This window comes from Chromobacterium sp. HL1, from assembly GCF_057418835.1.
The window spans coordinates 1,787,718-1,803,308 of sequence record NZ_CP162399.1; the positions used below are offsets into that span (position 1 = coordinate 1,787,718).

At 60.8% G+C, this 15,591-nt stretch carries 5 protein-coding genes; 2 read left to right on the forward strand and 3 right to left on the reverse strand.

What is annotated here, in order from left to right; all coding sequences use genetic code 11:
* Positions 1 to 11: 11 nt before the first annotated feature.
* Positions 12 to 12,248, forward strand: a complete 12,237-nt coding sequence (locus tag AB1Z25_RS08265) for a two-partner secretion domain-containing protein (protein WP_486637002.1) — start codon at positions 12 to 14, stop codon at positions 12,246 to 12,248.
* A gap of 11 nt (positions 12,249 to 12,259) precedes the next feature.
* Complete coding sequence (locus tag AB1Z25_RS08270) at positions 12,260 to 12,739, forward strand: hypothetical protein (protein ID WP_486637003.1); 480 nt, start codon at positions 12,260 to 12,262, stop codon at positions 12,737 to 12,739.
* Between the two features lie 71 nt (positions 12,740 to 12,810).
* On the opposite strand, the gene AB1Z25_RS08275 is transcribed toward AB1Z25_RS08270, so the two are convergent.
* The 3 genes from AB1Z25_RS08275 to AB1Z25_RS08285 all read right to left on the reverse strand — a co-directional run bounded on the left by AB1Z25_RS08275 (position 12,811) and on the right by AB1Z25_RS08285 (position 15,421).
* Positions 12,811 to 13,245, reverse strand: a complete 435-nt coding sequence (locus AB1Z25_RS08275) for a hypothetical protein (protein WP_486637004.1) — start codon at positions 13,243 to 13,245, stop codon at positions 12,811 to 12,813.
* A gap of 373 nt (positions 13,246 to 13,618) precedes the next feature.
* On the reverse strand, positions 13,619 to 14,524 hold the full coding sequence (locus AB1Z25_RS08280) for a hypothetical protein (RefSeq protein WP_486637005.1): 906 nt from the start codon (positions 14,522 to 14,524) through the stop codon (positions 13,619 to 13,621).
* Positions 14,525 to 14,641: 117 nt separating this feature from the next.
* Positions 14,642 to 15,421, reverse strand: coding sequence for a helix-turn-helix transcriptional regulator (locus AB1Z25_RS08285; protein ID WP_107798728.1), 780 nt, complete (start codon positions 15,419 to 15,421; stop codon positions 14,642 to 14,644).
* Positions 15,422 to 15,591: the final 170 nt, after the last annotated feature.

Here is a 15,591-nt window from a genome sequence, read left to right on the forward strand (position 1 = left end):
ACGACGCCATCATGAACAAAACACTCTATCGCATCATCTTCAACCAAGCGCGCGGCCAACTGATGGCGGTGCAGGAAACCGCAAGCGGGCAGGGCAAGGGCGGCGGCCGCGGCCAGAGTGCGGCGGGGGCGAGATTCGCCGCCGCGTGCGGCTTCGGCTTCAAACTATGCGCGCTGTGGGTGGGCGTCGGCCTGGGCAGCGTCGCGCTGGCGGCGGACATCGCGGCGGATCCCGGCGCGGCGGCCGGCAAACGGCCGACGGTGATTCAGGCCAACAACGGGTTGCCGGTGGTGCAGATCGCCGCCCCCACCGCCGCCGGCGTGTCCCACAACCAGTACCAGCAGTTCAACGTCGGCCCCAAAGGGGCGGTGCTCAACAACAGCGCGCAAGTCGTCAATACCCAGCTGGCCGGCTATGTCGGCGGCAATCCCAATCTGGCCGGCGGCAGCGCCCGCATCATCCTCAACGAAGTCACCCACGCCAACCCCTCGCAGTTGAACGGTTATCTGGAAGTGGCGGGCCAGCGCGCGCAAGTGGTGGTGGCCAACCCATGGGGCATCAGTTGCAGCGGCTGCGGCTTCATCAATACTCAGCAAGCGATGCTGAGCACCGGCACGCCGCAACTCAACGCCCAGGGCGCGCTGACCGGTTTTCAGGTCAACGGCGGCGCCGTCAATATTAGCGGCGCCGGCCTGAACGCCGGCAATGTCGATAAATTCGCCATCATCAGCCGCGCGCTGCAAGTGAACGCCGACCTGCACGCCAAGCAACTGGAGCTGGTGCTGGGCCGCAACCAGGTGGACGCCGACACCCTGCAGGCGCGACCGCTGGCGGCCGACGGTTCCGCCGCGCCGGCCTTCGCGCTGGACGTGGCGCAACTGGGCGGCATGTACGCCAACGCCATCCGCCTGGTGGGCACCGAGGCCGGGGTGGGCGTCAAGCAGCAAGGCGAGATGGCGGCGCGGGCCGGCGATCTACAGCTGAGCAGCGCCGGCGACCTGGTGCTGAAGGGCAAGACTTTCAGCCAGCAGGACATCAAGCTCAACAGCGGCGGCAAGCTGGAACACAGCGGCCAGACCCGCAGCCAGGGCGCCTTGCAAGTGACCGCCGCCGACACGGCCCAACTGGAAGGCAGCCTGACGGCGGGCGGCGCGCTCGGCATTGAAGCGGCCGCGGTGGCGGGCAAGGGCAGCGTAGCCGCCGGCGCCCAAGCCGACGGCAAATTGGGCGAGGCCGGCGCGCTGACGCTGCGCAGCCGCGCGGGCCTGGATTTCCATGGGGAGCTGTTGGCCGGCGGCGATGTGAGCATTCAGGCGGGCAGCGCCCAGTTGCAGGGGGCGGTGGTAGGCGCCCGCCACGGCGATTTGCGGGTGACGGCGGATGGAGAGTTGAACGCCTCGCAAGCCAAGCTGGGCGCCCGAGGCCTGGCCCGCATGCAAGCCGGCGAGGACATCAAGCTGCAAGAAGGCTCCTTGAGCGCCGGACAGTTAGAACTGCAGGCGAGGGCGCTGGACAACCGCGGCGGCCTGATCGCGCAAAGCGGCGCGGCGGCCGGCTCCGTACGCTTGCAGCGCGTGTTGGACAACCGCGACGGGGTGATCTCCAGCCAGGGCAAAACGCTGAGCGTGGAAGCGGCGGCCATCGACAACCGACATGGCGAGATCAGCCACGCCGGTGCGGACACGCTGCGAGTGAGTGCGGACAAAATCGACAACCGTGAGCAAGGCAAGCTGCACAGCGACGCCAAAGCCGAGCTCAAGACGGCGGAGCTCGACAACGCGCAAGGGCGATTGACCGCCTTGCAGGGCCTGATTCTTAGCGCCAGCGATGTGTTGCGCAACGATGGCCTGCTCGGCAGCGACGGCCAGCTCAAGCTGACGGCCGGGCAGCTGGAGAACGGCGCGGGCCTGATCCAGGCGGGCAAGGATTTGCAACTGACGGCGGCCAGCGTCAGCAACGCTGACAAAGGGCAGATTCTGGCGCTGGGCAAGGACGCGGCCAGCAGCCTGGAGATCAGCGGCCAGCTGAACAATCAGGGCAAGATCGCCGGCAATGCCGGGCTGGATATCAAGGCTGCCGACATCGACAACCACGGCGGCACGCTGCAGTCGGCCGGTGAGTTGAAGCTGGAGAAGCAAGCCAGCCTGAACAACGACGGCGGCCATATCGTCGCCAAAGACCTGAACCTGAAGGCGGACACGCTCAGCAATCAGGGCGGCGAAGTCTTCGCTCAGCAAGCGCTGGACGCCAAGCTGCAGCAGTTGAACAACGCCAAAGGCAGCTTGATCGGTTCGCAAAGTCTGAGTCTTAGCGCCAGCGATGTGCTGCGCAACGATGGCCTGTTCGGCAGCGACGGCCAGTTCACGCTGACGGCTGGGCAGCTGAAGAACGGTGCGGGCCTGATCCAGGCCGGCAAGGATTTGCAATTGACGGCGGCCAGCGTCAGCAACGCTGACAAGGGCCAGATCCTGGCGCTGGGCAAGGACGCCGCCAGCAGCCTGGAGATCAGCGGCCAGTTGAACAACCAGGGCAAGATCGCCGGCAATGCCGGGCTGGACATCAAGGCCGCCGATATCGACAACCACGGCGGCACGCTGCAGTCAGCCGGCGAGTTGAAGCTGGAGAAGCAAAGCAGCTTGAACAACGACGGCGGCCACATCATCGCCAAAGACCTGAACCTGAAGGCGGACACGCTCAGCAATCAGGGCGGCGAAGTCTTCGCCCAGCAAGCGCTGGACGCCAAGCTGCAGCAGCTGAACAACGCCAAGGGCAGCCTGATCGGCTCGCAAAGTCTGAGTCTTAGCGCCAGCGATGTGCTGCGCAACGATGGCCTATTGGGTAGCGACGGCCAGTTCACGATAACGGCCGGGCAGCTGGAGAACGGCGCGGGCCTGATCCAGGCGGGCAAGGATTTGCAACTGACGGTGGCCAGTGTCAGCAACGCTGACAAAGGGCAGATTCTGGCACTGGGCAAGGACACAGCTAGCAGCCTGGAGATCAGCGGCCAGTTGAACAATCAGGGCAAGATCGCCGGCAATGCCGGGCTGGATATCAAGGCGGCCGATATCGACAACCACGGCGGCACGCTGCAGTCAGCCGGCGAGTTGAAGCTGGAGAAGCAAAGCAGCTTGAACAACGATGGCGGCCACATCGTCGCCAAAGACCTGAACCTGAAAGCGGGCACGCTCAGCAATCAGGGCGGCGAAGTCTTCGCCCAGCAAGCGCTGGACGCCAAGCTGCAGCAGCTGAACAACGCCAAGGGCAGCCTGATTGGTTCGCAAAACCTGAACCTCAGCGTCAGCGAGGTGTTGCGCAACAATGGCCTGCTCGGCAGCGACGGCCAGTTCACGCTGACGGCTGGGCAGCTGGAGAATGGCGCGGGCCTGATCCAGGCGGGCAAGGATTTACAACTGACGGCGGCCAGCGTCAGCAACGCTGACAAAGGGCAAATCTTGGCGCTGGGCAAGGATGCCGCCAGCAGCCTGGAGATCAGCGGCCAGCTGAACAACCAGGGCAAGATCGCCGGCAATGCCGGGCTGGACATCAAGGCCGCCGACATCGACAACCACGGCGGCACGCTGCAGTCGGCCGGGGAGTTGAAGCTGGAGAAGCAAAGCAGCTTGAACAACGACGGCGGCCACATCGTCGCCAAAGACCTGAATCTGAAAGCGGACACGCTCAGTAACCAGGGCGGTGAAGTCTTCGCCCAGCAAGCGCTGGACGCCAAGCTGCAGCAACTGAACAACGCCAAGGGCAGCCTGATCGGCTCGCAAAGTCTGAGTCTTAGCGCCAGCGAAGTGCTGCGCAATGATGGCCTGCTAGGCAGCGACGGCCAGTTCAAACTGACGGCTGGGCAACTGGAGAACGGCGCAGGCCTGATCCAGGCCGGCAAGGATTTGCAACTGACGGCGGCCAGCGTCAGCAACGCCGACAAGGGCCAGATTCTGGCCTTGGGCAAGGATGCCGCCAGCAGCCTGGAGATCAGCGGCCAGCTGAACAACCAGGGCAAGATCGCCGGCAATGCCGGGCTGGATATCAAGGCCGCTGACATCGACAACCACGGCGGCACGCTGCAATCGGCCGGGGAGTTGAAGCTGGAGAAGCAAGCCGGCTTGAACAACGACGGCGGCCACATCGTCGCTAAAGACCTGAACCTGAAGGCGGATACGCTCAGCAACAAGGGCGGCGAAATCCGCCACCTGGGACAGACCATGGCGCAATGGCAGGTGCGCCAGCGTCTCGACAATCAGCAAGGCACGCTGTTCAGCAACGGCGGCCTGACGCTTGCGGCTCAATCCTTGAACAACCAGCAGGGCTCGTTGAGCAGCCTGGGCGCGCAATCATTGCAATTGGCCCAAGGTCTGGACAATCAGGGCGGCGCCCTGGTTAGCGGACAAGGGCTGCAACTGCAGCTGGGCGCGGCTTTGAGCAACCAAGGCGGCACGGTGCAAGCCGAGTCCTTGCAAATGCACGCGGCTGGCCTGGGTAATCAGGGCGGCAGCATCAAGGTGTTGGGAAGCGGCGACGGTAAGGTCAACATCAGCGGGACGCTCGACAACTCCGCACAGGGTTTGTTGGCCGGCAATGGCGGTCTGGAGGTGAACGCCGCGGCTTTGGACAACCGTCAAGGCGTTTTGCAAAGCGCGGCCAAGCTGGGCGTACAAGTGGCGCAAGTGGCGCAGAACCAGGGCGGCAAGATCCAGGCCGGGCAACTGCAACTGAAAGCCGCGGAGCTGAACAACCAGCAGGGCTTGCTCAGTCAAGCGGGAGACGGCGCGGCCAAGCTGGAGTTAAGCGGCCAGCTGGACAACAGTCTGCAGGGCAAGGTGCTGTCCAACGGTCAACTGCAGGTGACGGCGGCGGGCCTGCTGAATGCTGGCGGCACGCTCAGCAGTCAGGGCGATCTGCAGCTCAGCGCGAGTGGAGTGCTGGACAATCGCCAGGGGGCTTTGGGCAGCAACGGCGCCTTGAAGTTGGACAGCGCCAGCGTGGACAACGCCGGCGGCCTGATCCAGGCCGGCCACACTTTGGCCTTGGACAGCGGCAGTCTGCTCAACCAGGGTGGCAAGCTGTTGGCGCTGGGCAGCGGCGACAGCCGCGTGACCCTCAGCGGGCAATTGAACAATGGCGGCCAGATCGCCGGCAACGGCGATTGGCGGATCAAGGCGCAAGGACTGGACAATGCCGGCGGCAGCCTGCTGAGCGTGGGCAGCCTGGGCATCGACACTGTGAGCCTGGGCAATTCCGGCTCCTTCCTGGCCGGCAAGGATTTGAGCCTGACCCTGGCCAGCGACTTCATCCACGCGGCGGGCAGCAAGCTGCAAGCCAATGGCAAGCTCAGCATCAGCAGCGGCGGAAATCTGATCAACAGCGGCCAGCTGCAGGCCGGCGGCGATTTGGTTTTGAACGGCGTCAGCTGGACCAATAGCGGCGAGGTCAACGCAGGCGGCAAACTCAGCGCTGCACTGAGCCAGGCGCTCAGCAATAGCGGCAAGCTCAGCGCCGGCAGTTTGCAACTGAACGCCGCCAGCGTGCTGAACACCTACTCCATCACCGGCGGCGATATCTCCATCCAGGCCGCCAGTCTGGACAACGGCGGCAGCCAAGGGCTGATCGCCTCTGCCGGCAATATGGCGCTGGATATCGGACAAACCCTAAATAATCACGACGGCAGCTGGTTGTATAGCCAGGGGGATATGCGCATTGGCAAGGCCGGAGCGGCTACAGGGCAGGTGATTAACCATGTGGCGACTTTGCAGTCTGATGGCAATATGTTTATTGATGCGGGGAGGGTGAGTAATGAGGCGAATCCTGTTTTTGTAAGCCAAACTTCTTCATTCTCAACCACCACAAAAACAGCCTATCGAGTGCCTTCTATGGCCACCGGTTATGAGGGATGTGGACATGATGGTCGTAATGCTTGTGCCACGGGGAATATATCCTATGTAGGTAAATTCAACTTTGTTGCCGGGGTAGATGTTAGTGTTCAGCATTTATATACAGAGTGTAATGGCGATCACTGTCATGACATTCCAGATCAAATTATTAAGTATAGATTTGTTAGCGATGATGTAAAAAATCAAGTGTTGACAGTTCGTCGAGAGTATGGCTCCAATTTAATTCGTTGGGGAGGCAGTCTGCCTGAGACAATGACTGTCTATTATATAAATAGAGATGGTGGGGCATATGTATTTCTGCCTGGGTTTGATCCTGCAAAAAATCTGGCTCCTATGGCTGATTCAGGGAGGGTGCAGGCAATATCGATGGGGCAGATTTATTCGTCATGGGCTCCTTTTCAAGGCTATAAAGGAGGGGCTGGGATTACAGTTTCTTTGAATAATAGCAATCCCAATATTGATGTTGCGAGGCCGAATGAGCTTTCTCGTGTCACGACAGTGACACAAACAATAGACGTTGCAAGCGGTTCAGCTCAGCCTGCACGATTGTTGGTTGGCAGAAATCTGAGTGTTGGCAGTCAAGATTTTTCTAATCAATATAGTTATGTGGCGACTGGTGGGGATTTGTTTTCTTCATCTGGTGCCGTAAAAAATATTGGTCAACAGTTGAAGAACACTACAACAGTGACCAGTGTTTCTACAATGCCTAGATATACTGATCTAGCATCGGCATGGAATTGCAGGTTTTGTACTGTTACTGTGCCGTCTCCCGCGACAGCTAGCTCAACTGTCATTGGCTCTCTAGATGCCACCGTTATTTCCAATCAGCTTTTAAGCTTACAAGCCCCCACCATTTCCAATGGCAAGGCTTCGCAACTCGATATTTCTCTAACTACCGGCGATAGCCAGTCCAAAGCGACGGCGGTAAACACCGCAGCGGGCAAGGCTTTGGCGCAAGCCGATGGCGACATGGCCAGCGAGGGCAAGAATCTGGGCGGCAAGCCGCCGGATGCCGTCGCCTCCGCGCAAACCTTGGCCGGGCAGCTGACTGGCGCGCAAGCGGCGGCGGATCTGCAAAAATCAGCGGTGGGCGGCCTGGCCGGCGCGCAGTGGGATGGAGCCAAAACCTCGGTGCTGCCGCAGCAAGTATTGCTGGAGTCCGCCGGCACCAAGGCGGCCAACCCGGTAGCCGGCGGTTATAGCCTGCCCAATAATGGCCTGTTCCAGACCCGCCCGGCGCCGGCGCAGCCTTATTTGGTGGAAACCGATCCGCGCTTTACCCAATACGGCAATTTCATTTCGTCGGATTATCTGCTCAAACAATTGGGCTACGACCCCAGCCGCGTGGAAAAGCGCCTGGGCGACGGTTTCTACGAGCAGCAACTGGTCAGCCGCGCGGTGACGGAACTGACCGGCAAGCGCTTCATCGGCGGCAACGCCAACGCGACGCAGCAATACCAGCAATTGATAAGCCAGGGCGCGGAATACGCCAAGCAATTCCAATTGACGCCGGGCGTGGCGCTGTCCGCGGAGCAGATGTCCCGACTCACCGCGGATATGGTGTGGCTGGTCAAGCAGAATGTCGACGGTCACGACGTGCTGGTGCCGGTGGTGTACCTGGCCAAGGCGCAGGAGCAATCGCTGCGCGGCCAGGGCGCGGTGCTGGCCGGCAGCCATATGGAGCTGCTGGCCGATGGCTCGCTGATCAATAGCGGCACCCTGAAGGCGGACAACAGTCTGTTGGCGCAGGCGGGCGATATCCGCATCGAAGGCGGCAAAGTGCTGGCCGGAGGCGATCTGGGCCTTGGCGCTCGCCACGACCTGAGCGTTAGCGACGACAAGCAACACAGCCAGGCCGGCAGCGTGATCCAGGCGGGCAGCTTGCAGCTGCAGGCCGGCAATGATCTCAAGCTGCAAGCCGCGCAGCTGCGGGTCAGCGGCGACGCGCAACTGCAGGCCGGCCGCGATCTGGACATCGCCAGCCGCGAAAACCGCTACAGCCATGCGGCCAACACCGGCCGCAGCCAGTACAGTTACCAGCAGGTCGACCATGTCGGCAGCACGCTGCAAGTGGGTGGCAGCCTGAGCTTCAACGCCGGGCACGACCTCACGCTTAGCGGCGCGGACGTCAAAGCAGGCGGTAAGCTGCTCGCCGTGGCCGGCAATGAGCTGACCCTGCAATCCACATTGGACAGCAAGCAAGGCCAGGGTAGTTGGAATGGCTGGGGTTGGGGCGCGTACTCGACGCTGGACCAGATCCGCCATGCCACCCAGCTGCAGGCCGGCGGCGATATGCTGCTGCAAGCCGGCGGCAATCTAGCCCTCAACGGCTCCCAGGCCCAGGCCGGCGGCGGCCTGCTGGCGCTGGCCGGCAAGCAGTTGACCGTACAAAGCGAAGCCAACAGCCGGCAAGATCGTCTCAATGTGCAGATGGGTTCCAAGGGCTATGGTCACAGCTGGCAAACAGACAGCCTTACCGTGGCTGGCCTGACCAGCCAGGGCAATCTGCAATTGCAAGCCGGCGACGCCGCCGTACTGAACGGCGCCAGCCTAGGCAGCCATGGCGGTTTGACGCTGAATGTAGGTCAGGATATTCGCCTGGGGGCGGTGGCTACCCAAAGCCGCAGCGACAACTACTACACCAATGGCGATATCCACAACAACTACGACCTTAGCCAGCACGGCAGCGCGCTGTCTGGCGCCAGCGGTTTGACCCTTAATGCAGGCCGCGATATTGCAACTCAGGCGGCCAACATCATCAGTGACGGTCAATCGGTTTTGTTGGCTGGGCGTGATATAGAGCTGGGTACTGCGGACAATAGACATAGCGACTACCACAAGACCGTGCGTAGTTCCGGGGGCGCGTTTAAGAAAAAAACCGTCACCGATATTAGCTCACACGACAGCACCACGGCGCAGCAGACACTGTTATCCGCCGATGCCATCGTGGCGAAAGGCGTACGCGACATTCGGGCCGTAGGTGCGCAGATTGTCGCTAACAACGATGTGGCTTTGATTGCGGGACGTGATATTACGCTGGACAGTGCCATAGACCGGGCGCGCTCCGAACATATTCATATAGAAAAAACCAGCGGCATGTTCGGCAGCAGCGGAGGCGGTTCGTTCGGCGTTACCGTGGGCAGCCGTACTAAAGGGCTGGAAGAACTGCAGAACAATGCCACTCATGTACAAGGGGTTGTTGGCAGTAACGCCGGCAGTCTGCTGATTCAGGCCGGAGGCAAAATCGACCTGATCGGCACTCAGTTGCAAGCGGCCAAAGATATTCAGATTGATGGTCGAGATGTAAGCGGAGTCGCGGTGGTGGATGCATTGGACAGCCGCACGCTTAGTTACACCGAATCCAGCGGTTTGCGTATCGGAGCCAAAAGCACGGTCAGCCAGGCAGCGGCCAATCTGATGAGCACCGCGGACCGCGGCTCGCAAGTCAGCGACCCTAGGCTTAAAGCGCTTTATGCCGCCAAAGCGGCTTACGCCGCCAAAGACTTGTCCACCATGATGCAGTCCGTCAGTCAAAGCACGGACAAGGGCGGCGGTTTGAAAGGCAGGGTTTCCATCGGCTATGGCTATAGCCGTGAAGAAAGCGAGAGCATCTCCCACGTTGATGTGGTGAAGAAAGCGCAAGCTGCGGCTGGTGGCGAAATAGATATTCGGGCGCGGGGCGATGGGAGCGGAGAAAACGGAGACATCACGCTGACCGGAACGGCTTTGACTGCCAACGCAATTGCGTTGAACGCCGCTCGAGACCTGATTACCCATAGCCAGGAGGCCATCAGCAGCCAGGAAAGCACCTATCGCAAGCTGGATCTGGAGGCGGGGGTCTACATTGGCGGCAGCGTAGGCAAAGGCGGCGGCAAAGGCGGGATTGGCGCTTACGGCTCTGCGGCAATGAGCCAGAGCAGCACCAAGATCAGCAGTCTGACGCATGAGGAAACCACGCTGGACGCCACCGGCAAAGTGCAAGTCAAAACCGGTCGCGACGTTAGTCTGACGGGGACAACCGTACGCGGCGACAGCATCCAATTTGAGGTGGGCAGAAATCTTACATTGACCAGCGAGCAAGATCGGGATCAATACCGGCAAAAGAGCTGGTCCGGTCAGATTGAAGGGCGTTATGCCTATGGCAACGATAGCGGAGTGGACGGCAGTCTGAGCTTCAGTCAAACCAAGAGCGATTGGCGCAGCGTGCAGGAGCAGACTGGTTTGTTTGCCGGAAAGGGTGGTTTTGATGTCGCCGTGGGCGGGCATTCCCAGTTGAATGGCGCGGTGATCACGAGCACGGCGGACGCCGCCAAAAACACGCTGCTTACTAATAGCCTGGGCTTTGCCGGGCTGGAAAATTCCGCGGAATACTCCGCCGTCAGCTTCAGCGCCAGTTTCAGCTCCGGCGGGGATGGCATGGGCGGCGCGCCAAAGGGCGGCATGGTGATGCCAGGTTTGGGCGTTCCGCAGCAGGAGTCCAAATCCAGTACCACGAACAGCGCGATAGCCGGCGGCAGCATTACCGTCAAGCAAGATCAGAGCAGCGGACAGGACAGTACGGCCGGTTTGAGTCGCGACGCCGCAAGCGCAGGTGGGCAATTGGAGCGTATCTTCGACGCCAAGAAAGTTGCGGAGCAGCAAGAGTTCAGCCGCGTTTTGGGGGAAGTCGGTTTCCGCGCCGTGGGCGACTTGTCTAAGGAAATGGGCTGGAAGGACGGTAGTCCGGAAAAAATGGCGTTGCATGCGTTGATGGGGGCGCTGCAGGCTAAGGCGGGCGGGGGCAATATGTTGGCGGGCATGGCGGCGGCCGGCGCCAATGAGTGGATAGGCAGCCAAGTGGCCGATTATCTGCAGAGCAATACCCAGTTGGACGAGCCGCAACGCAAAGCCATTCAGCAATGGGCGGCCGTCGCCACTGGTGCGGTAGTGGGCGGATTGAGCGGCGGCGATGCTGGCGCGGCATTGTCGGGAGGTGCGGTGGCGCTGGATGGGGAAAAGTTCAATAGGCAGCTGCACCCCAGTCAGACCAAGCTGGTGAAGGAAAAAGCAAAACAGTTGGCGGGGAAAGAGGGACTAAGCGCCAAACAATGGGAGGCTCGCCTGTTGGAGCAACTGGCCTTCCAAAATAGCGAGATGTACATTAGCTACCGCAATGACCCGCAGGCGGAAGCCATTTTGAAAGACCTGCAAGGGAGTAGCGGTGTTCGTCTGGATTATCGTGGAACCGCGGACTATAAGAACGATGCATTGAATCTACAGTATCTGCCTCAGATGGCGGATGCTTATGCTCAGTTGCCGCGGCTTAATGGCAGGATGAACCAGGAGCAATTTGCTCGCTATGTTGGGTTGGTGACCGGCGATTTTGCGCATGTTTCCAAGGCGGAGCAAAAACAGGTGGTGTTGCAGTTGCAGGAGGAATATACAGCAACGTTCAAGCAACAATTGGACTTGTATAAAAGCGGAAAAACCGCCTCGCCGCAAGTGATTCAGTTAGATAAGCGTCTGGATCAGCTGAACAAGTTGTTGGGCGCGGCGGAACACGTGGCGGTGACAAGCGGGGCGATTAACGAGTCTCAAACCAGCTTGATGCAAAGGGCAATCGCATCGGGCCTGCTGTTTTCCACCAATGGCGTCGCCCCCAAGCCGCAGGGCAGGCCGGTTGGCGGCGGGACGCTGGTAAAAGCAGGGCCGGCAAAGGAGAAGCCGGACTACCTGTCCGCATCGCCAGTGCCAGCAAAAACGCAAACCAAGCTGAATGCCAACCGAGATGGGGAAAGCTATCATGCAGAAACTTGGTCGTCGTTGAAGGCGGAGGTGGATCAAATCCGGAAGCAGTTGCCTATGATGGATGAGAAAGGGCGTCCCGTTGGCAATGCAGCGGCAGCGGAAATTAATGTCTATGGGGAAGGTAGCTATAGTGTGAAAGCGCATTCCAGGATAGGGAACAATGCGGAGGGGCAAAGAGATGGATTTGTTAGCTTGCCTCCTCAAGAGGACCGGATGTTGAGTCCTATGTTGAACCCACGTAACCCAATTCCCCGCGAGGTGGATACGGAGTTTAAAATATTGGAAGCTTTTGCGCAAAAATATAGAGACAGTCCCAATGTGACTGGGAGTATCAATCTCTTTACTGAGCGCGCTCCATGTGATAGTTGTTCTGCAGTAATATCTAGGCAATTTTCAAAGCTGTTCCCTAATGTGGAGGTCCGGCTCTATCATAATGGAGGAAATGTTGCTGTTTATACAAGAGGAGAGAGTGGTTATATTATTCCACCTGGAGCAGGTCAGAATAAAAACGAGTGGCCGGTGGCACCGGACCTGCCGTACGTTTCTGCTAAGCCTAAAAAATAATTGGAGTGCATATGTTCCCAGGGGTTAAGGTTGAGTCTTTGTTGAAGGGCGACGTTTATCTGTTTCCAGAGAGAGATGATATATATCTAAAGTTTTTAAAATACTTTATTGATTTGTATGATTACCCAAGGGCGATAACTGTTTGGAATCAGTCTACTGATGAAGAGAGAAGTGGTAGATTGTGGCGGATTGTTAATGAGGCATGGGAGTCATATAGTAAGATTAATGAAAATCTTCCTGTTATATGGTTGGCTACCGCCAAAAAAGCCTTGGAGTGGGACCATATGCCAGTCAATTTTCACCCGTGGGCCTTGGCGATATTGGAGCATTTTGACTTGGAGCGTTATCATGCGGCCTATCATTTGCCACGGGACGAGTACGAGGCGATTGCCCATGATTTGCCGATAGTGCTGGAAGGTCTGCGCAATTATCCAACGGAAAAGCTGGCTGCGCCGATAGACGAGGATAATTGGGGCTATATCGATTATTAGAGGCTGAAGTTTGCGGCCTTCTATGGCCATGAAAGCGGCGCGCCAATCCGGCGTGCCGCTTTTTTTACGCCTTAGCTATTGCGGCCGGGCGTTTTGCCTTCCAGCTCGGTTTTGGCGATTAGCGCGCGTTGCATCGCGTGCACGCTGTCCACGTGCTGGAAGACGTCGCAGCGCAGCGCGCCCAGTACCATCAACTGCTCCGCGTAGTTGAAGAAGCCCACCCAATAGCCGCGGGCGTGGTGAGGGTCGCGGAAGTCGATGTCGTAGGCGATCTTGCCGAGCAGGCCCTTGTTGTGGCGGTCCAGATTGTCTTTCAGGTACTGGGCCAGATGGGCGGCACATTCGCGGCCGTAGGCGCAGGCGTCGACGTAGTCGTCGGCGGGCGGCATCTGCCAATGGTGGGGCTGGCCGCGTTGCGGCAGGTGGCGGACGAAGGGCAGCTGCGTGGCCTGGGTTTCGTGAGGCTTGGGACGGTAATGACGGCGCGGGGGAAGTTCATGAGACATTTGCTATCTCCTTGAAGATGCTAAGTGGCCCGTTTTCCGGTTCCAGTCGGGTGGCGGGAGCGAGATCACAGGCTGGAACTCCGGCTCTTCAAGAAACCGGTACGGCGTTGGCCGCACCTATGATCCGCCCCCGCCGTACTGGCGCGCGCGTCTCATCGGCATTGCCTGTTGCGGGCAATGCCTGTTCTCGAAGAAACATGGGGTTCCAGTCCCAGTGCCGGATGTGGATCGGCACGCAGGCGATTGTGGCGGCGCGGGCGGGGCGGGTCAAGGGCGCGCGGCCGCCGAGTTTTGGGCTTGGGCTTGCGGCCAAGCCGCCCCGGTCCCAGCCGCCGGCGATACGGCAGATGCTGGGCGGGGCTTTAGGACGGGCTTAGTTGGCGCGCTTGCCCAGGGTGATCCGGCGCTGGGCGAAGGCTTCCCGGCTCAGGCGGATGGAGTCGTAATGACGGCGGCTGAGCCGGGCCCCGCCGGCGCGGCGCAGCGACAGCCCCAGCGTGTTCTGGTCATTGGCTTCGCGTTCGCCGGATAAGGTTTGGGCGGCGGCTTGGCAGGCGGCTTGCCGGCGGGTGGCGGCCGGGTGCGCCTGGTAGGCGTTGCTGGCCTGTTCCAGCGCTTTGCGCAGCAACTGCGGTTTGGTCTGCTCCAGCGCGACGGCTATTTGGTCCGCCGTGGCGCGTATCAACTCCTGAAGCGCCTGCTGTTGCAGCGGGCGTTTGTTGCTGCAATCCAGTCCGGCCTGCTGGCTGAGTTGCTCCAGTTGCTGGCTGAGGGTGCTGACGCCGCCCTGGCGGAAGCGCTCGGCTTGTTGCGGGTAGAGTTGGGCGGCGGCGGCGATCATGGCTTCGCGGTAAGCCTGAATCAGGGCCTTGGCGTCCGCGCCGGGCATCCTGGCCAGGTCGCGGCGCGCCATGTCTTCGGTGTGGGCGTCGATGAAGGCGTGCACTTCGCGGGCTTGGTGATTGTGCAGCAGTTGGCGCCAGGTATTGAGCGGTTGTTGGTTCAGCCAGTGGGCGAAGCGTTGCTGGGCGGGTTTGAACGCCGGGTCCACGCCGGCCGGCGCGGCGGTGGCGAATCGGCGTCTGGCTTGGTTCAGCGCGCTGTCGTGGGCGCGGGAGCGAGCGGCGCTTGGGCTGGGCGCGGCGCGCAGCAGGGCGGCGTTGGCGTCGCTGTTCTGCGCGCGTTTGAGTTCGCCGGCCAGCGCGGTTTGCGGCGGGGTGTCCGGGTCCGCGGAACCGCGCGGGTGAATACAGCTGAGCAATAGGTCTGAAATTTTCATAAGCGCTCCTGAGGCGGGATGGGCGGCGTTTAGCGCCGCCTTTTTGTTGGTGCGGCGCAGTGTGCCCAAACCCGGGAGCGTTCAATATAAAGAAATGGCCATGTCCCCGGCATGCGCTCAGAGCAGCATCACCAGCTTGTATTCCGGCGCCTGGGCCAGTTTGAGGGTGATTTGCTGGTGCTCGATGCGGCCGGCGCTGGGGTGGTGGAACACGCGGCTGCCGCCTTCGCGGCCTTGCACGTCCTGCTGTTGCCAGTATTGGCGGAATTCCGGGCTTTTCGCTTCCAGCGCCGCAATCATCGCGGCCATGGCGGGCTGATTCAGCCGCGGGCTGAGATCGGCGCGCAGTTCTGCGACGATGCGGCCGGCGCGCTCCGCCCATTGGTCGATGAAGCTGCGCGCTTCCGGGGCCAGGAAGATGAAGTCCAGCAGGCTGCGGCTGGCGTCCGGCCGGCCCAGCCAGTCGCGGAACAGCCTTTGGGCCGGCGGGTTCCAGGCCACGGCGCGCCATTCGGCGTCCAGCACGTAGGCGGGGGAATCGATATGGGCGGTGGCCTGCTTTAACAGTGCCTTGGCCTGTTCGGACGGGCCGCGCCATTCCGGTTCCGGGTCTTTGAGGCCTGCCAGATTGAACAGGTAGTCGCGCTCGGCGGCGGTCAGGCGCAGCGCCTCGGCCAGCCGGGCCAGGGTGGGCGCGGACACGGATTGGGTGCGGCCTTGTTCTATCCAGGTCAGCCAGGTGGTGCTGATGTCGCACAGCGCAGCCACTTCTTCGCGGCGCAGGCCTTTGGCGCGGCGGCGCTGGCCGGGCGGCAGGCCGGCTTGTTCCGGGCTCAGGCGCTCGCGGTGGGCGCGGATGAATTGGCCCAGCGGCGCGCTGTCTTTGCTGGCGGTCATGGGCGTAGGGCTCTGGGTATTAGTATCGCTACTAGTATAAGCAACTGGCTTGTTGCCGGGAAAGTTTGGCTCCAAGATAAGTCCACGGAGCAGAGCCTTGTGCCCGGCGCGCGGAAACCCGCGGCGCCGGCGGCAGTCTCAAGTTGAATAACCGGATTCGAGCAAACACC